Below are 18,817 nucleotides of genomic sequence, written 5' to 3' on the forward strand. Positions count from 1 at the left end.
GGGGTCGCCATTTACGATGACACTGGCAGGGATAGACAACGATGACTGTTTCGGTAAAAACAAAAATCAGCTACGGGCTGGGTGCTTTCGGCAAGGATTTTGCTATCGGCATTATCTATATGTATCTGATGTACTACTACACGGATGTGGTCGGTGTGTCGGTCAGCATGGTGGCGTCGCTGTTCCTGGTCGCCCGTATTCTGGACGCCTTCTTTGACCCGGTGATGGGCTGGATTGTCGAACGGACCCGCACGCGCTGGGGGAAATTTAAACCCTGGATCCTGATCGGTACGCTGACGAACTCTGTGGTGCTGGTGTCGGTATTCTGCGCCCACCATTTTGAGGGCGGGGCGTTGATAGCCTGGATCTGGGCGACCTATCTGCTGTGGGGCTTCACCTATACCCTGATGGACGTGCCGTTCTGGTCGCTGGTGCCCTGCATTACCCTCGACAAGCGTGAGCGTGAGGCGCTGATCCCGTGGCCGCGCTTCTTTGCCAGCCTGGCCGGTTACACCACCGGGGTCATCGGCCTGCCGCTGGTCAACTACCTCGGTGACGGCGATAAAGGGCAGGGGTTTATGCTGTTCTCGCTGATCCTCGTGGTGTTCTTTATCCTCTCGGCCATTATCACGCTGTGTAATATTGAGGAGAAATACTCCTCTTCCGCCGTACCGAACGCGCCGGAGCAGACCACCATTAAAGCGGTGCTCAGCATGATTTTCCGCAATCGTCCGCTGTTCGCACTGCTGCTGATGGCGCTGGCGTGGAACCTGGCGCACAACGTGATCACCGCGTTTGCCATCTACTACTTCACCTACGTGGTGGGCCGGGCGGAGCTGTTCCCGTGGTACATGATGTACGCCGGGATCGCCAACCTGATCGCCATTCTCTGCTTCCCGAAACTGGTGGCGCGCTTCTCCCGCCGGGCCATCTGGATCAGCGCGTCGGTACTGCCGGTCATGAGCTGTCTGCTGCTGCTGGCGGTGGGTCTCTTTGCGCCGCAGAGCGCCACGCTGATCTCGCTTTCCGGGATTCTGGTGAATATCGGCGGGGCCTTCTTCTGGGTGATGCTGGTGATTATGGTGGCGGATACCGTGGATTACGGTGACTACGCCCTCGGCGTGCGCATCGAAAGCATCGCCTTCTCGGTGCAGACGATGGTGGTGAAAGCGGGGGCGGCGTTTGCCGGGCTGCTGATTGGCGTGATGCTGGGCGTGGTGGGCTACGTGCCGGGCGTGCAGCAGTCGGCCAGCACTATCATGGGGATGCAGGGGATTATGGTTGGCGTACCGCTGCTGTTCTTCATTCTTACCCTGTGGATCTATCTGCGCCACTACAAGCTGGACGGCGAAATCCTGCATGAGATGCAGCGCGCATTACAACATAAGTACGGTGAAGGTGAAGGCGTGATGGCCTCTCCGGTCATGCCGCTCAACAGTGATGCCGAGGTGGTGTATCCCCCCGAAACGGTGAAATCCCCGTAGGGGGCGACCTTTTTTTCCGGTCGCCCCGTGCCAATGATTTGCACCTGCCGTGATGGAGACCTTTTTTTCCGGTCGCCCCGTGCCAATGATTTGCACCTGCAAGGAGGTAAAATCCCCGTTAAAGGCGGGGAATTGTAACCACAGATTGCTAATTGTAATGTTATAAAGTAACAGTTATCATCCGCAGCGCGGGCGTCAGCCTGCGTTGTTCCCTTCTCTGGATAAAGGATTGATAACCGAATGCGCAATTTTGTACGCTCGCCGCTGCTGGCTCTGATGCTGGCGGCCGTTGCCGCCCCGGCCAGCGCCGCCCCTGAGCGGGTCGCCGCGCTGGTCGCCCCATTCGAAATTAAAGGTACTGACCCGACGCTGTCCGGCGATATTTTCCTGAAAATGTCGATTGTTGAAACCCTCGTCAATGCCGATACCGCCGGTCAGCCGCTGCCGGGCCTGGCCACCGCCTGGACCGTATCCGACGATGGTCTGCTGTGGCGCTTCACGCTGCGCCCCCAGGTGAAATTCCATGACGGCAGCGCGCTGACAGCCGCCAGCGTGGTGAACGCGCTTGAGGTGTCGCGCAGCAAACCGGGCCTGCTGGATAAAGCGCCGATTACGGCTATTCGCGCAGAGGAAGGGCAGGTGGTGATCGCGCTCAGCCAGCCGTTTACCCCGCTGCTGAGTATGCTGGCCGAAAACCGCGCCCAGATCCTTGCGCCCGCCTCCTACGATGCGGCGCATAAAGTGGTGCAGATCGTCGGCAGCGGGCCTTACCGTCTGACCTCACTGCAGGCGCCGCAGAAGCTGACGGTGTCGCGTTTCCACGACTACTGGGGCAAAGCGCCAGCTATTGAACAGGCCAGCTATATGGCCGTAGGCCGTGCGGAGACCCGTGCGCTGCTGGCCGAGAGCGGCAACGCCGATATGGTGCTCAACCTTGACCCCGCCAGCCGTACCCGCCTGAAGAACAACCCCAACCTCCAGCTGCTGGCCGTCTCTATTCCGCGCAGCGTCCTGCTGAAGGTCAATGCGGGCCACCCGCTGCTGAATGACGTGCGCGCACGCCAGGCGCTGAGCATGGCGCTCGACCGCCAGGGTATCGCCCGCGCCATTCTGCGCTACCCGGCGGCGGCCGATCAGCTGTTTCCTCCGTCGGTGGCACAGTGGCACAACGCCAGCCTGACTCCGCTGACGAGCCAGCCACAGCAGGCACAGGCGCTGCTGGCAGAGCTGGGCTGGAAGCCGGGGGCGGATGGCATTCTGCAACGTAACGGCAAACCGTTCTCTCTGACGCTGACCACCTATCCTGACCGTCCGGAGCTGCCGCTGATCGCCGCGGCGATCCAGCAACAGCTGCGCGACGTGGGTATCCAGGTGGCGATCAACTCGACCAACTCCGGGGAAATTGCCGCCAGACACCATGACGGCACGCTGGAGCTGGCGCTGGTGGCGCGTAACTTCGCGCTGACGCCGGACCCGCTGGGAACGCTGTTGCAGGACTATCCTCCCAGGGGCGGCGACTGGGGCGCGATGAACTGGACCAGCGCCCCGTTTAACCAGACGCTGGCCGACCTGGTGCAGGGCCGCGACCCGGCGAAAAGCCAGGCCGAACGCCAGCAGCTGACGCGTATTCTGCAAACCGAGCTGCCGACCATTCCGGTGGCGTGGTATCAGCAGACTGCCGCCGTTTCTCAACGCCTGAGCGGCGCCACTCTCGACCCGTTCGAGCGCACCTTCGGGCTGGAAAAAATGAGGTGGGCTGAATGATCCGCATGCTGGGCTATCGCCTGCTGCAGGCCGGACTGGTGGCCCTGCTGGTAGGCGGGTTGACCTTTGTGCTGATGCGCTCGCTGCCGGGAGATATTGCTTACCGCATTGCGGCCGGGCGCTACGGCTATGACCGCGTTGATGCCGCTGCGGCCAGCGCGGTACAGCAGGAGCTGGGGCTGGATCGGCCGGCCTGGCAGGCGCTGGCCGACTGGTTTGTGCAGCTGCTGCACTTCAACCCCGGTAATTCGCTGGTATCCGGTGCGCCGGTGATGGAGGAGATAGGTCATCAGCTGGGGCAGACCCTACTGCTGGCTGCGGTGGCACTGCTGCTCTCGCTGCTGCTCGGCCCGCCGCTGGGTATTCTTGCCGGGCTGTCCCCCGGCGGGAAGCTTGACCGGATGCTGCTGGCGCTCTCGACCACGCTGCGGGCACTGCCGCACTTTGTGCTGGGGCTGATTCTGGTGCTGATTTTTGCCCTCGGTCTGCGCTGGCTGCCTGCCGCGGGCTATGGTGACGTGCAGCACGTGCTGTTGCCTGCGCTGACGCTGGCCCTTGGGCTGGCGGCAGTCTCCAGCCGGGTGGCGCGTAATGCCATGCGCCAGGTGACGGACTCTGCCTGGTATGCGTTTGGCCGCACCAAAGGGCTGAACGCACGCACGCTGTTCTGGCGCCACGGGCTGCGCAACGTCAGCGTCCCGCTGGTGACTTACCTGAGCGTGCAGTTTATCTACCTGATTGAAGGAGTGATTGTGGTGGAAACCCTGTTTGCCTGGCCGGGCATTGGTCATGCGCTGGTGCATGCCATTTTCGCCCGCGACGTGCCGATGATTCAGGGGACCGCGCTGATTATGGGGCTGCTGTTTGTGCTGCTCAATGCCCTGAGTGACGGGCTGTGTTACTGGCTGGATCCGCGAAGGAAGAATGCATGATGATGACGATAGTGCGCCGCAGCTCGCTGGCGCAACGGAGCGGGGCACTGCTGTTGCTGCTGCTGGTGATATTTGCTTTTGTGCTGCCGCTGCTGTGGCCGCAGGATCCGGTGCGCCAGAAGCTGATGCTGGCACTGCAATGGCCGAATCTCAGCGCGCCGTTTGGCTATGACCACCTGGGCCGCTCGCTGTTTGCCCGCCTGACGGCGGCCATCCGTCTGTCGCTGGGGCTGGCGCTGATTAGCGTACTGAGTGCGATGATCCCCGGCATCCTGCTCGGTGTACTGGCTGCCTGGCGCGGGGGCGGGGTCGATCGCGGCGTTTCGCTGCTGGCCGATGCCTTCCTGGCGCTGCCGGGGCTGCTGCTGGTGCTGCTGCTGACCGCGCTGGTGCCGGACTCTGCCGTGATGCTGTACGTCGGTATTTCATTGCTGCTGTGGGTGGAATATTTCCGCATCAGCCGGGCGATTGCCCGGCCGTTACTCAGCTCGCCCGCCGTGCAGGCTTCGCGCCTGCTGGGCCTCAGTCCGTGGCTGATTTTTCGCCGCCATCTGTGGCCGGAGATGGCACCGGTCGTGCTGACCGTGGCGGCGTTTGGCGCAGCCAGTGCCATTATGGCGATTGCGGCGCTGGGCTTTGTCAGCGTTGGCGTGCGGCCACCGACTCCGGAACTGGGGCTGATGATGACCGAACTGCTGCCGTACTATGAAGAAGCGCCCTATGCGCTGCTGCAGCCGGTGGTGGTGGTCTTTTTACTGGTATTAAGCCTGCTGCTGCTGGCAGGCAGGGAGAAATCATGATCCTGATGGATATTCAACAGGCGGCCGTCAGCGGCGGCGATCTGTCGGTGCAGCCGCTGTCATTTAGCCTGCGGGCCGGACAGCCGTTTACGCTGCTGGGCGAGACCGGTTCCGGTAAAAGCCTGCTGGCCCAGGCGGTGATCGGCACGCTGCCACCGGGGCTGGAAGCCCGCGGCACGCTTCACTTTGCCGGTCAGTCGCACCCGCTCGCCAGCCGCCCGGCGCGCGCACTCTGGGGCCATACGCTGGGCATTCTGCCGCAGGAACCCTGGCTGGCGCTGGACCCGACCATGCGCGCAGGTGAACAGGTGGCAGAGGGTTACCGTTTTCTGCGCGGCATGAAAAGGGAGCAGGCGCGCGATGCGGCGCTGCACGATCTCTCTGCGCTGGGCGTGGCAGAGGCCGCCGACCGTCTGCCGCAGGCGCTGTCCGGCGGCATGGCCCAGCGCGTGGCCTTTGCCGCTGCGCGTGCGGGTGGGGCGAACATTATCGTGGCCGATGAGCCGACCAAGGGGCTGGACGTGGCGCGGCGGGATGAAGTCATCGCGCTGCTGTTGCAGGAAGTGCGCGCGGGCGGCGGGCTGCTGACCATCACCCACGATATTGAACTGGCCCGGCAGATCGGCGGGGAAGTGGCGGTGATGCTGCGTGGGGAGATCGTCGAACGCGGCAGCGCGGAGCAGGTGCTGACCCGGCCGCAGCATCCTTATACCCGTGCGCTGCTGGCGGCAGATCCCTCGCGCTGGGCTGCCCGTCAGCCCGCACAGCACGCGCGGGAAGTGGTGCTGGAAGCCCATAACCTGAGTATCAAGCGCGGCGGGCGGCAGCTGTTCAGCGGCCAGTCTCTGCGGGTACACGCGGGTGAGGTGATTGGTATTACCGGCCCCAGCGGCTGTGGCAAGAGCAGTTTTGGCGATATCCTGCTCGGACTGCTGGCCGCCGACAGTGGGAAAGTGGAGCGCCACCGTCAGATAGCGGCGGTGCGCTATCAGAAGATCTTCCAGGATCCCCCCTCGGCGTTTGCGCCGCGCGTGACGCTGCGTCAGGCGCTGGGTGATGTGATTAAACGGCACCGCCTTGACGACCGGCGCATTGCACCGCTGATGGAGCGCCTGAAGCTGCGTCCGCTGCTGCTTGACCGCTACCCCGGCGAGATTTCCGGCGGTGAACTACAGCGCTTCGCTCTGCTGCGCGTGCTGCTGCTCGACCCGGTGTTTCTGTTTGCCGATGAGCCGACGTCGCGCCTCGATCTGCTGACGCAGCAGCAGACCATTGAGCTGCTGGTCGAGGTCGCCGCTGCGCAAAACTGTGCGCTGCTGGTGGTGAGCCACGACGAAGCGCTGATTGACCATATCAGCCACCGGCGCATTCGCTTTGGTGAAGAGAACAGCCAGTCTGTGCGGGCCGGAGAGGTGGCGATCGTTTAACCCCTGGCGGACAGCCACCCGCGCGCGGCGGGAGCTGTCCGTCACCCTGAAAATCAGCGTCATGTTTCTCTTTCCTTTCTCCTTCAGTTCCATTGTGCGATATATTGACACCCCACTGATAAAATTACCGATTGATAACAGGTCACAACGGCAATGGCTCTGATCCCAAAAAACTACGCGCGGCTGGAAAGCGGCTATCGCGAGAAAGCACTTAAAATCTATCCCTGGGTCTGTGGACGCTGCGCGCGGGAGTTTGTTTATTCCAACCTGCGCGAATTAACGGTCCACCATATCGATCACGACCATACCAATAACCCGGAAGACGGCAGTAACTGGGAGCTGCTGTGTCTGTATTGCCATGACCACGAACACTCGAAATACACGGAAGCCGACCAGTACGGCACCCGCGTGGTGGCGGGGGAGGACGCGCAGAATGATGTGGGTGCCGCCACCTATAATCCTTTTGCCGATTTACAGTCGATGATGAAAAAGAAGAAATAGCTTCAGAAAAGTTCGTTTCAGGTCAGGGGCTGCGTGTCGCACGGCGATTTGCCCGAACCCCGCCCCGGCTCTGCGGGGCGGTATGCTCTACAGGCATAAAACGGCAGGTCATTCCTTTTTTATACCGGGCAGATTTACAACGCCCGCGCCAGAATTTCGCCAGGCAGTCCATCGAACTCCCTGAATTCGCGGGAGGTAAAACCGTGATTAATCAGAATCTTTCTTGAAGCCAGATTGTCAGGATCGATGATGGCGGTCAGGTGAGTTAACTGCGCAGTGCTGTGCGCCCGCTCAATAAGCCAGGCAGCGACCAGACTGGCAATGCCCTTGCCCCAGTAATCCGGTAAAAGCATGTACCCAAGCTCGGCGGTATCCGGCTGGTCAGGGAGCGGGGTCAGTTTGCCCAGTCCGATAAAGTGGCCATCCTGAGCATGCGTAATTCTGAAGCAACCCAGCCCCCCGGATTCAGCGTTGGTTTTTAGCAGCTGTTGATAATCGCGGCAGGCTTCATCCAAGGGGATAGCACGCTCAGTAATCATCGCCATAACATGCGTGTCGCTGACGAGTTTAAAATAGTCAGCAAAGTCGCTCTTACTGAATTTTTCCAGAGAGATATTCAGGGGAAACCTCATCAGTCTGCAGGCCGTAACAACAGGCAAAAAGTATACCGGGTCAGCTATCAGGCTGTAAATGTCAGGCGTCCGCATAATCAGAGGCTGCCGGTAAGATTGAGGCTTTTTTTCAATCGGTATTTCTGCCTGTAAAAAGTTGTGATATTTTCACTCAATAAGATTTTTCTTAAAAAATAATTAACAGTTATTTATCTTTATTCTGGGTGAAATATGGGGTGTGTTGCTTCTTTCCGACGGTTATATGCCGGTCTGAGTTCTGCTGTTCTGCTGACGTGCTGTATACCTTCGGCCTATGCGCTATCAAACGGCTGTTCCGCCGTGAATGCGCTTTCGGGTTCGACGTCGCTTTCCTTTCCCGCTAACAAATATCCGGCCTCAGATTTTGCCGCCGGTGATGCCCTGACGTTAAGTTTTACCGACAGCGGTTCGGCTTCTGGCGGCAGCGTAATGAATGCCGACAGCGTGAGTCTGGCCCGTTTTAATCTGAGTAATGCGCAGACCTACAACGCCGCCAATGCCTCCAGTAATACGCCCCATACCGTCACCCTCACCGTGCCCGCAGGGAGCCTGGAGGTTAACGGTCTTGCGGTCCGCGCCAACACCTCTTTCGGCCAGATCGGCAATCTGGTGTTTAACTGCACCAGTGTCTCATCGGCATCTGGCGACGCCACGCTGTCGGGACTTTCCCTTTCTGAGGGAACGCTCTCGCCCTCTTTTAGTGCGGCAACCAGCAGTTACAGCGCCTCCGTTGCCAGCAGCGTATCATCGGTGACGGTGACGCCGGTCGTCAGCGAGAGCCATGCCACCGTGACGGTGAACGGTTCTACTGTCACCTCCGGCTCGGCGTCACCAGGCATCAGCCTGGCGCCGGGCAGTGTGACGACTGTTTCCGTGATTGTGACGGCTCAGGACAGCAGTACCCGCTCTTACACCCTCAGCGTGACGCGCGCTGAAGCCCCGCCGGTGGCGACGGACAGCGCCGATAGCGTGGCGGCAAACAGCAGCAACAATGTCATCACGCTTGCGCTTACCGGCGGAGCGGCCACCGCCATTAACCTTGTCACCCCGCCCGCCCACGGCAGCGCTACGGTCAGTGGCGCCACGGTGGTGTACACGCCGACAGCGGGTTACTCAGGCAGTGATACGTTTACCTGGCGTGCGTCAAACAGCGGCGGCACCTCTTCCGTGGCCACCGTGTCACTGACCGTTAGCGCCCCTGCGCTGGCGGTCGTGCCGGCATCCGGTGCGCTGCCGGCCGCCACTGAGGGCAGAGCCTGGTCGCAGAACCTGACCGCGACCGGCGGCACGGCGCCCTATACCTGGACCAGCACTGCGCTGCCAGCGGGACTCACGCTGAACGCGTCGGCGGGAATACTGTCCGGAACTCCCGCCGCAGCAGGAAGCTACAGCTTTCAGGTCATCGCTACGGATGCCCACGGTGCAGCGGGCACGGTCAGCTACACGCTGAGCGTCAACCCCGCATCGCCGGTGGCTGGTGACAGCGCGACCACGGTGGCAGCCAACAGCAGCAATAATCTGGTCCCGCTCACGCTCTCCGGCGGTGCGGCAACATCGGTCAGCATTGTGGACGCCCCGGCTCACGGCAGCGCAGCGGTCAGCGGCACGGCTGTTTCCTATACTCCGACGCCGGGCTATGCCGGTAGCGACAGCTTCACCTATTCCGCCACCAACGGCAGCGGCACCTCCGCCAGCGCCCGCGTATCACTTACCGTCACGCCGGTGCTGCTGACGCTTTCTCCTTCCGGCGGCGCGCTGCCGGTAGCAACGGCGGGCAGTAACTGGAGCCAGACCGTCACCGCAGCGGACGGTACAGCACCCTATTTATTCAGTGCCACCGCCTTACCGGCCGGGATAACGCTGAACGCCAGCACGGGTGTTCTGGCAGGCGTGCCTGCCGCCGCTGGCAGCTACACCTTTCAGGTCACGGCCTCTGACAGCCAGGGCGCCAGCGGCGTGGCCAGTTACACGCTTGCCGTCAGCGCTGCGCCCCAGACCGATCTGATGATGCAGCCAGCAGGCGGTGCGCTGGCAGCGGGTAAGGCCGGGCAGAGCTATACGCAGGTATTCGGCATCACCGGGGGAACGGCACCTTATCGCTGGCAGTTGAACGGAACGCTGCCTGCCGGTCTGACGTTTGCAGATGGCCAGCTGACCGGCACCCCTCAGCAGGCCGGTAACACCACCTTCAGCGTACAGGTCACGGATGCCGCCGGGATTACCCGGCAGTTCGCTTATACGCTGACTATTGCCACAGAAGCGCCGGTGGCGGCTGACCACAGCGTCTCACTCACTGCCGGCCAGTCGGTGACCGTCAGCCTGACGAACGGGGCGACAGGCGGCCCGTTTAGCGGCGCACAACTTCTCGACACGCCGGAAAGTCGCCTGGGAACGGCCACGGTGCGCGCCTCCGGCGCCGACTATCAGCTGCTTTTCAGCGCTGCGGCGCAGGCCAGCGGCACCGTGACGCTGCGCTATGTGCTGACCGGGGCCTCCGGCTCCACGCAGCCTGCCAGTGTCAGCCTGAACATCAGCGAACGGCCCAATCCGGGCCGGGATGCGGAGGTGATCGGCATGGTGAGCGCTCAGTACCGGGCCGCGCAGAGTTTTGCCCGCGCGCAGGTACGCAACTTCAGTGACCGCCTTGAACAGCTGCACAGCGGCGGGAATCGCTCTTCTGACCTGAGCGGTATCCGTTTCTCTATGCCTTCAGCCCGGCCCGAACACGATGCCGATCGAGAGATGTGGGCCACGGCCTGGCAACAGCAGAAACCCCTCAACAGTAAAAATGTGGAACCGCCGGCACTTCCCTCAATGCCTTTTGCTTCAGCACAGCAGGAACAGCGGCTCTCTTACTGGACCGGTGGCTACGTTGATTTCGGCGGTGATAAAGCCGGAGGCGTTCGTTTCAGCCACACCACCGTGGGGGTGACCACCGGTGCCGACTACCGCTTCAGCCCCGCGATAACGGCGGGAATGGGGATAGGCTTCGGCCGTGACGTCAGCGACATCGGCGATAGCGGAACGCGCTCCAACGGGCGGGCGCTGAGCACTGCCCTGTACGGCAGCTACCATCCCGGATCGTTCTTCGTGGACGGACTGCTGGGGCACGGCCTGATGGATTTTGACAGCAGGCGAGCTGTCACCGGAACCGATACGGTGGCGCGCGGCAGTCGTTCGGGTCGTCAGCTCTTTACGTCCCTGACTTCCGGCTATGAATTCCGCTCGCCGGACAGTCTGATTTCACCCTATGCGCGCCTGCAATACGATCGCACATGGTTAGACGGTTTCAGCGAGACGGGCGCGGGAGCCTTCAGTCTGGCCTACGCCCCACAGACGATCTCTCAGGTGGTGACCGGCGCCGGACTGCGCGGCGAACACAGCGTTCCGCTGCGCTGGGGCATGCTGCGTCTGCTGGGTCGTCTGGAATACGCTCAGTTACTCAGCGACAGCGGCAGCGCCCGCGTCGGCTATGCCGATGTCGGTAATGATACCTGGCGTGTTCCACTCTATGAACAGAGTCGCCAGACCATGACGGTGGGCACCGGCGTCGATATTCTGCTGCCGCACAACATCACTCCGGGCATTGCCTATCAGGGCACGCTGGGGATGGACGCACAGCGCACGCGTGACCAGATGATCATGCTGCGGGTCAATATCGGCTTCTGACAGGAAGGCGGCAGAGGGAAGAGGGCCTGCTCCGGCCCGGTTAACGCATCTGGCCGTCATCAGCATTCCGCTTTGTGCATCGCAGATCGCAAAGTGACAGATGAAGCACCACTTTAATTACCGTTAAGGAGAGCGTCGTGTCTGAGCATGATATTGGTCCGGAAAGTTATGACGACATCAGTAGTCGCTTTGATAAGGTTTTGCGGGATCAGGAGCTGATGGCCGTTACGCAGGCCGAGGCAGAAACTGAACAGCAGAAAAAACGGCAGCGCGCCGAGCTGGCAGACCACCGCACCGGGCTGCTGAAGGCGGTTAAAGTTGAAGTTCCTGACCTTGCCGCTCCGCTTTTTGAAAAACTCAGCGCGCTCGCTGATGAAAATCACGAATTTGCCCCGCGCGAGGTGGTCGATCTGCTCAGGGCCCACAAGACCCGATTTAAAGATGAGCCGGACTTTTTTGATCTCGGCATCGCTCAGCGCGAAGACCTGTTAGACCGGGTGGGTTTTTACCGGGGGGTCGTCATTGATCACTCGCTGAGCAATCCGGTTGAGGCCGGATTTCGCGATGTGCTGATGCGTGCAGATGCCCGTGATGAAGGAGCAGGCCCTGAAGATGTTCCGTCGGTACGTCCGGCACACCTGTTATACCGCAAGCCCAATTTCTCCGGCTACTTTGAAAATGACTACACAACCTCAAACTCAATATTTCAGACGCAAAAAAATGGCGTCACTAATCTGAGTTTTTCGCTGGGCGTGGCCGCCGGGAAGTTCGGCAACAGCGTTGCGCTGGGTGCATCACTGACGAAATACGGACGACAGGAAGAGAGCAGCAGTTTTGTCGGGAAAACGGTTTACACCACGGCTAACTTCTACCTGCCTAAAATTGAATTATCTTTTGATAATACGCAGGCCTGTGCGAGCAGAGCGTTTTTTGATGCCTGCGAACGTGCCGTTGCTGCCACGGCCGCGGCTGACCCTGCCGTGAGCGACGCCAGCGCGGTTGAACCGGCCGTAAACGATCCGGAAGAAAGACGACGCTTTGAAAAACTGAAAAAGGTTCTCGATGACTTTGGTCATTTTGTCCCGCTGCAGACTCTGGTCGGCGGACGCCTCTTTGCCACAGAGAAGAAGCTTTTTGAAGGGAGCGAGAAAAGTTCTGACTTTACCGATCGTTTCGGTATCGGCGTAAAAGCAAGCCTCAGCACCGTTTACGTTGATGTGGAAGCCAGCGGCAGCTATGAAAACAGTAAACAGGAGGCCACCAGGACAAAATCCTCCAGTGAAATGCAGACGATGACCTTCAATGCTATTGGTGGGGAAGGGACGGTGGTTCAGGACGCTGCTGCCTGGGCGGAGTCACTCTATGATTACCGGCGCTGGGCAAGCGTACAGCGAGAAAATCTGATTCCCAGTATCAATCTGCTGCCTGAAGATCTGCGGGACAAATGCTGGCAGGTCCTCACCCGATTTTCTGACGGTCTCACCAAGCGTGACCTCTTATCGGTATATAAAGCCTTTTTTCTGTTTTACGGAGAATACGGTGAGCGGGTGGGGCGCAAAGCGCGTGAGGTTTACTTCAGCATTCAGAACCACGCCCACGACGCGGCGATAGCCGTGAACACGGTGCTTCCCAGCGAAGGCGTAGAGGCCGTGCTGGTGGAGCCTGAAACCGTCTCATCGCAGCTCTGGAGAATGACGGAAAACGGCCAGATCGTCCTGAGAACCCCCGGCAGAAAAACCGCGCATGGCAAAACAGATAATATCTATTTCGCGCTGACGGTTGATTTATCCGCCGCTGCCGACGGGACATCACAGGATGTCTATCCGGTCAGCCTGTGTCAGCTGAGCGACATGGCCTCTCAGGTCTGGGATTATCCCGGTTCCGGTGAACTGACCTGCCGCGCGCTGGGCAATGATTACGTGCTCGAAGCGGTGACAGACAAGCTGCTGCTGCGCAAACGCGCACTGGCCGGCCGTCAGAGTCACCTATGGTATCTGGCTGAAATCCCGCTCTATATTGAAAAAACGCTCACGGACGGTAACGGAGACCGCCTGGTGCAGATAACGATCGGGGAGGGTGATGCCGTCCTTTCCGTGGCAAACGTCGAGCATTTAAGCGAGATAAATACCACCGGGCCTTTTAGCGTCATTGCGCAACCCAATACGCGCGGCAGTCACCAGTTCTGGCTGCAGGAAAATTCTGGCCGCTTCGTCTCCGCCATGAAGACCACGATCAACGATCAGTCGCTTCCCCTGTTACTCTCTGCCGACGACGCAACAGGGAGCATTTTTGCCAGCCCGTTCAAGCCCAGTCTGATACAGAAGTGGAGTGTCACTACTGCCGGAGAGCTTGAACCCGCAACGGCTGAGGCGGCTAAGCGAGTGCTGTCATGCTCTGTTCGTGACGGTCTGTCCGTCAGCGGCAGTAGCTTAGAGCTGCGGGAAAGAAATGCCAAATATGCACAAAAGCTGCGGCTCAGAAACGTTGACACGCTTCCGGAAGGGGCAAAGCGACTGAAACAGGTTTCCTGCAAAAATGTACAGGAAATATGCGACGTTAATTTCATTGATAAAACGCCTTTAGTGATTGAGGGAAAACTTTCCGGGATTGAATTTTTCCTGGAAAAAGTATCGGACTCATGGGGTGTTAAGAAATATGCTTTGCGCATGATCGTCATGTGTATCAATGAAAAGGGAGAGGAGATCGCCATCAGTCATGAGAGGGGCAATAATGCGAATCTCGACGAGACCCTGGTTGATAACCGAAAAACCTTCCTGGAGGATAATTATTTATATTTCCGGCTGCCGACACGCTCGCCTTACAGTCTCAGGCTTGCCGCCAGTGATTGTGGTCAGAGCCTGCGCGCCGTGAGATTTGAGTATCAGGAAGAAAAGAACGGGAAATGGTACGGTTTTAGCAACAATGGCTTCTCAGCAGGCGCATCGGTCATGAACTCCTGCAGTCTGAAGGTGGCTCTTGCCCAGGCCACGAAAGCGGATCAGGAAGAGCTGATTGTGGCAATCGGCATAGATGCTAAACCTGACGAAAATAACATTACGCAGATTACCCCTAAAATACTGACCAGACAGGGAGCCTGATGCTCTCTCAGTATTAACCGACCGGGAATCGTTGAACCCTCGAGTTGAGGGTTCTTTTATCGATGTATTGTGAGAGGTATCAGCATGCCATTGGGTAAAAATGGGAAAGGGGTGAAAAAAAACGCTGATGGCTTGGTTGAATCGCTGGATAGCACGCCAACGAATCCGCTGGCTAAGCTGATCGTGACGACATTACTTTCGGAATACATCGGTGATGTTGAGGACCTGGTGAATCAACATCAGGCTCAGGGTTTTAATCAGACCCTCAGAGAATATCATTTAAAAAAAGTGCCTGATGTGACAGCAACAGCGAATGTCTCGATGGTTATTTGCCCATACTGCCTGAATAAGATTACGCTGAGATCGTGTCGCGCAGACCATGTTATTCCTTACAAGGTTTATGTTCGTTATCTGGCTTATAAGTCTGCACTTAACATAGCGGAACAAGCCGTCAGTGTAATGAAAAAGGAAAATATTGAATACCTGTCATCTTTTGATCCGCAGAAGAGAGTGCTCAGGGGGATGCCAAATAAAAGCCCTTCATCTTTACTTGATGAATTAAAGATTGAACGACTGGATTTCGAAAGTATTCATACTAAAGCCTATAACGATTACTCAAATTTGCTTTTGTGTTGCCATCGGTGTAACAGCAAGAAAAGCGATACGATTAACCTTGATAAAGCACTCAGATCGGCTGAAAATTATGCGGCTTACTGGAAGTATCACCGCCTTGTCTATAAAATAAAGGGTATCCGTAAGGTACTGCACGAAATTTACAGCTTTGACACCCCTGTTCAGGTTTATCTACTGGAAAACACCGATTTGCCGGGTCAGGGTTCAATTTTTATGGGCCTTGCAGGAACATTTAACCGAGCGAAAAGATCGGAGTTTACGCCGGAGTATCATTTGAATCCCGTGACATGTCGGGATTACGGCACATTTGAACGGGATGCTGGGGAGTTCTTAAATCCTTTCCCTAATAAAGGTCTGAATGCAAAAAGAATAAATAATTTCAGCGCTGATGAAGATGAAGATGAAGATGATCATAATCTGAGAATGAATCAGGCTGATTTAAATCTAAAAAAATTGAAATCAGAGGCCTTTCCCGAAGGCGTAAAAACAGACAACATCCCCAAAAAAAACAAGAAGAGTTTGAGTAAAGAAAAAGCCAAAAAAGCAGTTGCTGTTGAATTGATTAAGCGTTTTGAAGTGGCATTCAAATCGGTAAAGAGACCGGATTTCAAAATTCAAGAGCTGTTATTGTGGCATGATGTTTTCATTTATTATCAAAAAAAAGAAGGGGAAATAAACAAAGAGGGTGAAAATCAGTTTTATTTTAATTTACCGGATGGGTTTGTTATTGAAAGTGGGGAGCCTGGAAGGCAAGAATCAGTCGGACAGATCCTGCTGAGTGACCAGATGATTTATTCCGGCATGCATACCTTTACAGGGAAGCTCTGTATTTACTGTTTTGGTATCTATGAAGATATGACGTTCGAGATAGACCATATTAATCCCGGTATGAAAGCCCGTTCTTATGTCCAGAATACTAAGGCATCCATTGACAGAAGCAACGATCCCACTAACCTCATTGCCGTATGCAAATCATGCAACAGTGCCAAGGGAAGGACTAACCTGAGTCAGGATGAGGTGTATTACACCCATCAGCAAGAGAAAGTCAGGCGCAGCTGTTACCATTTTCTTATTGAACAGGTAAAAAAAGAGAATTCAGAAGGTGGCTATAGCCTTGAAGAGGCCATGGATTTCAGAAGTAAAATATTAAGTAAAATGTAGGGTGGCGTTAATCAGGTCAGGAGTGCGCGCCGCGATCGCGCTGAGATTCAGCGCGATCGGTAAGGGGTGAAGAGATCACTACTGCGGGTGATATTCGATATTAATCGGTTCATCCGGCAGTTGGGTAAAGGTGCGGATAATATGGTGGTAGTCTGCGGTCGGGTTGGTCTGGCTGAACTGCTGCGGATAGAAGTCCTTCGCCAGCATCTCAATGCCGATAATGTTATACGGGTGGTTGTAGAAGTGGTGATACACCGCCGCCACTTTGCCGGCTTTTACCGCCGGGATATCTTTCACGCCGGTGCGGTTGCGCAGGCTGTCGAAGCGGGCTTTGATCTCGCTGACGTCGGTGTTGTAGCCCAGCGGGATCACCGGGCTGGTCTTGCCGCCGCGCTTTGAGCCACTCATCACGTAGTAATCCGGGTTCAGGCTGATCACTTTCTCCACCGCGATGGTGCCGCTGGTGCCGGGCAGCAGATCGGAACCGATATTTTTTGCTCCCGTCGCTTCAATTAACGCGCCCCAGCCGTTGTGGCCGTGGGTGAAGCAGCACGCGCCGCCACCGCCGATTCCGGCAATCGGTTCAACGAACACGCGCGGTTTTGGCGACACGTCTTTCACGGCGGCCTGAACGGCATTCAGCTTCTGAGTGTAATAGTCGGTGTAGGCTTTGGCGTGGGCTTCCTGATTGAGCACTTTGCCCAGCAGCGTGACGCTGGCCGCGGTGTTTTCAACCGGATGCAGCTCATCGTCAACAAACAGCACCGGGATTTTCAGCGCACTGAGCTGGTCCAGTACGCCGGTCTGTTTCAGAGCGGGTTTGGCCCGCAGCTGAGCGATCATCAGGTCAGGCTGCTTAGCGATCACCGTTTCCAGATTCACTTCTCCCTGATCAGAAAAGCCCATGTCGAGGATTTTTTCCGCGTCCGGCCAGCGTTTTTTCAGCATCTCCCAGCTGCCGGTATCCTGCTTTTTCAGCAGGTTGTTCCAAGCCACCACGCGTCCGAAGGGGTTCTCGCGGTCCAGCAGGGCCAGGTTAAGGATGTCACGGCCATCCTGCAGGATCACGCGCTGCGGCTGATGGGAGATCACCACCTTCTGTCCATCCATATCGGTGACGGTCAGTGGATAAGTGGTGGCAAAAGCCAGCGATGGCATAGCGGCTAACAGCAGTGCGGGTAAGGTTTTAAACGCGGTCATGGTATCGGTATTCCTGCCAAAAAATTGATGATAATTATTATCATTTTTATTCGTGAGTTGTTAAACGTAACCTAAACGATATCTGAACGGCCACCGTTGAATTCACGCGAAATATTTCAGGATATTGCCCTGAAGCGGCGTGGTTTCTCACGGCGAAAGCCGAGTCCGATGATCCAGCCGAAGACGTAGGGCAGGAAGGGGAAACGTCTGATAATGCGCGGCAGCGGGCTGCCTTCGCCTTCTTTGCGCTTTTTACCGCTCATTTTTATCTGGATAAACTGCGTGGCCCTGGCAGGGAACTCGCGCCGCTTCTGCACTTTTTTTAGCAGCCGCAAGGGGACGCTACCGCTGCGCAGGGCGGGGGTCAGAATATTGGCGGCGGCCACCGCATCCTGAATCGCCAGGTTCACGCCGACGCCACCGATCGGTGACATCGCATGAGCGGCATCTCCGATACAGAGCACGCCGGGCTTCATCCATGCGTCCAGCCGGTCGATGCGGATATCCAGCAGTTTCACCGGCTGCCAGTCCGTCAGCTCTGCCATACGCGCCGCCGGGAACGGGGCGACGGCAGCCACCTGCTGTTTAAACGCCTCGATCCCTTTCTCCTTCATTGCCGGGTAATCCCCCTTGGTGATGGAGTAGCCGCACTGCCAGAAGCTGCCGCGATCGAGCATGATAAAGTTCTGTTTTGGCCCTTTATGGCCGGTGTTCCACTCCGGGTCATCGTCACGTTTGTTGAGCGGGAACCACAGCACATCACGCGGTGAACCAAATGAGCGTCCGGTCAGCCCGGCCTGCTGTCTGACCCCGGAGTGCCGCCCGTCACAGCCGACCACCAGGCGCGCGCGGATCTCGCAGGTTCCGCTGGCGTGGGTGGCGAGCACGCCGGTGACGCTGCCGTTGTCATACAGCAGGTCGCTGAAGGCGGTGGACTGACGCAGGGAAAAGCCGGGCAGGGCAGACGCTTTCTCGGTAAGGAAGTTGAGAAAATCCCACTGCGGCATAAACGCCATAAAGCGGCACTTTACCGGCAGGCGCGAAAAATCCGCCAGGGTAACGTCTTCCCCGCCGATTTCCGCCTGCAAACGCGGCGCGCGCTGGTGCGGCAGGCGCAGCAGTTCATCCAGCAGGCCGAGGTGATGCATGATTTGCAGCGTGGAGGGGTGGATGGTATCGCCGCGAAAGTCGCGCAGGAAATCGCTGTGTTTTTCGATCACCACCACCTGCACGCCCGCACGGGCCAGCAGGTAGCCAAGCATCAGTCCGGCCGGGCCGCCGCCAACGATGCAGCAGTCGGTGGTGATGTGTTCAGAGGGTTCGGTGGACATGGTGACTCCGGCGGAAGGGGGGTGAATTTATGATAATGGTTATCATTATCTATGGCGAATTTTTTTGCCTGGGATGGCGGGTCGACCGGAAAAGAAGGTCGACCCCTACAAAGGAATATGGGTGTCGTAGGGGGCGACCATTTTTTTCGGTCGCCCCGTGTAGATGG

12 protein-coding genes are annotated in these 18,817 nt (G+C 57.8%); 9 read left to right on the forward strand and 3 right to left on the reverse strand.

Features of this window, described 5'->3' with window-relative positions; all coding sequences use genetic code 11:
- The first annotated feature begins 41 nt into the window (after nt 1–41).
- The 6 genes from melB (at nt 42) to yajD (ending at nt 6,908) form a co-directional block, all read left to right on the forward strand.
- Nucleotides 42–1,484, forward strand: coding sequence for a melibiose:sodium transporter MelB (gene melB / locus ABEH87_RS01835; RefSeq protein WP_346573388.1), 1,443 nt, complete (start codon nt 42–44; stop codon nt 1,482–1,484).
- Nucleotides 1,485–1,724: 240 nt separating this feature from the next.
- On the forward strand, nt 1,725–3,248 hold the full coding sequence (locus ABEH87_RS01840; RefSeq protein ID WP_346573390.1) for an ABC transporter substrate-binding protein: 1,524 nt from the start codon (nt 1,725–1,727) through the stop codon (nt 3,246–3,248).
- The gene (locus tag ABEH87_RS01845; protein WP_346573391.1) at nt 3,245–4,180 is read left to right on the forward strand and encodes an ABC transporter permease; all 936 of its coding nucleotides are present in this window, start codon (nt 3,245–3,247) and stop codon (nt 4,178–4,180) included. The genes ABEH87_RS01840 and ABEH87_RS01845 overlap by 4 nt, the downstream gene beginning before the upstream one ends.
- Entirely contained in the window at nt 4,180–4,980 is an 801-nt protein-coding gene (locus ABEH87_RS01850; protein WP_346574546.1) for an ABC transporter permease subunit, read from the forward strand. Before ABEH87_RS01845 ends, ABEH87_RS01850 begins: the two co-directional genes overlap by 1 nt.
- Nucleotides 4,977–6,407, forward strand: coding sequence for an ATP-binding cassette domain-containing protein (locus tag ABEH87_RS01855; RefSeq protein ID WP_346573392.1), 1,431 nt, complete (start codon nt 4,977–4,979; stop codon nt 6,405–6,407). Before ABEH87_RS01850 ends, ABEH87_RS01855 begins: the two co-directional genes overlap by 4 nt.
- 153 nt (nt 6,408–6,560) lie before the next feature.
- On the forward strand, nt 6,561–6,908 hold the full coding sequence (gene yajD / locus ABEH87_RS01860; RefSeq protein WP_346573394.1) for an HNH nuclease YajD: 348 nt from the start codon (nt 6,561–6,563) through the stop codon (nt 6,906–6,908).
- Between the two features lie 134 nt (nt 6,909–7,042).
- Here yajD and ABEH87_RS01865 read toward each other — a convergent pair whose 3' ends face one another.
- A complete protein-coding gene (locus ABEH87_RS01865; RefSeq protein WP_346573396.1) occupies nt 7,043–7,540 on the reverse strand; it encodes a GNAT family N-acetyltransferase in 498 nt (165 codons plus the stop codon).
- Nucleotides 7,541–7,858: 318 nt separating this feature from the next.
- Here ABEH87_RS01865 and ABEH87_RS01870 point away from each other — a divergent pair, with 318 nt between their 5' ends.
- The 3 genes from ABEH87_RS01870 (at nt 7,859) to ABEH87_RS01880 (ending at nt 16,119) form a co-directional block, all read left to right on the forward strand.
- Nucleotides 7,859–11,227, forward strand: a complete 3,369-nt coding sequence (locus ABEH87_RS01870) for an autotransporter domain-containing protein (protein ID WP_346573397.1) — start codon at nt 7,859–7,861, stop codon at nt 11,225–11,227.
- Between the two features lie 137 nt (nt 11,228–11,364).
- Entirely contained in the window at nt 11,365–14,325 is a 2,961-nt protein-coding gene (locus ABEH87_RS01875) for a hypothetical protein (RefSeq protein ID WP_346573399.1), read from the forward strand.
- An 84-nt stretch (nt 14,326–14,409) separates the two neighbouring features.
- A complete protein-coding gene (locus ABEH87_RS01880) occupies nt 14,410–16,119 on the forward strand; it encodes an HNH endonuclease (RefSeq protein WP_346573401.1) in 1,710 nt (569 codons plus the stop codon).
- 78 nt (nt 16,120–16,197) lie between these two features.
- Here the strand turns inward: ABEH87_RS01880 and ABEH87_RS01885 are convergent, their stop codons facing one another.
- Complete coding sequence (locus ABEH87_RS01885) at nt 16,198–17,319, reverse strand: ABC transporter substrate-binding protein (RefSeq protein WP_346573403.1); 1,122 nt, start codon at nt 17,317–17,319, stop codon at nt 16,198–16,200.
- Between the two features lie 116 nt (nt 17,320–17,435).
- On the reverse strand, nt 17,436–18,650 hold the full coding sequence (locus ABEH87_RS01890) for an FAD-dependent oxidoreductase (RefSeq protein WP_346573405.1): 1,215 nt from the start codon (nt 18,648–18,650) through the stop codon (nt 17,436–17,438).
- Nucleotides 18,651–18,817: the final 167 nt, after the last annotated feature.

The organism is Erwinia sp. Eh17-17, from assembly GCF_039675725.1.
Taxonomy (GTDB): Bacteria; Pseudomonadota; Gammaproteobacteria; order Enterobacterales; family Enterobacteriaceae; genus Erwinia.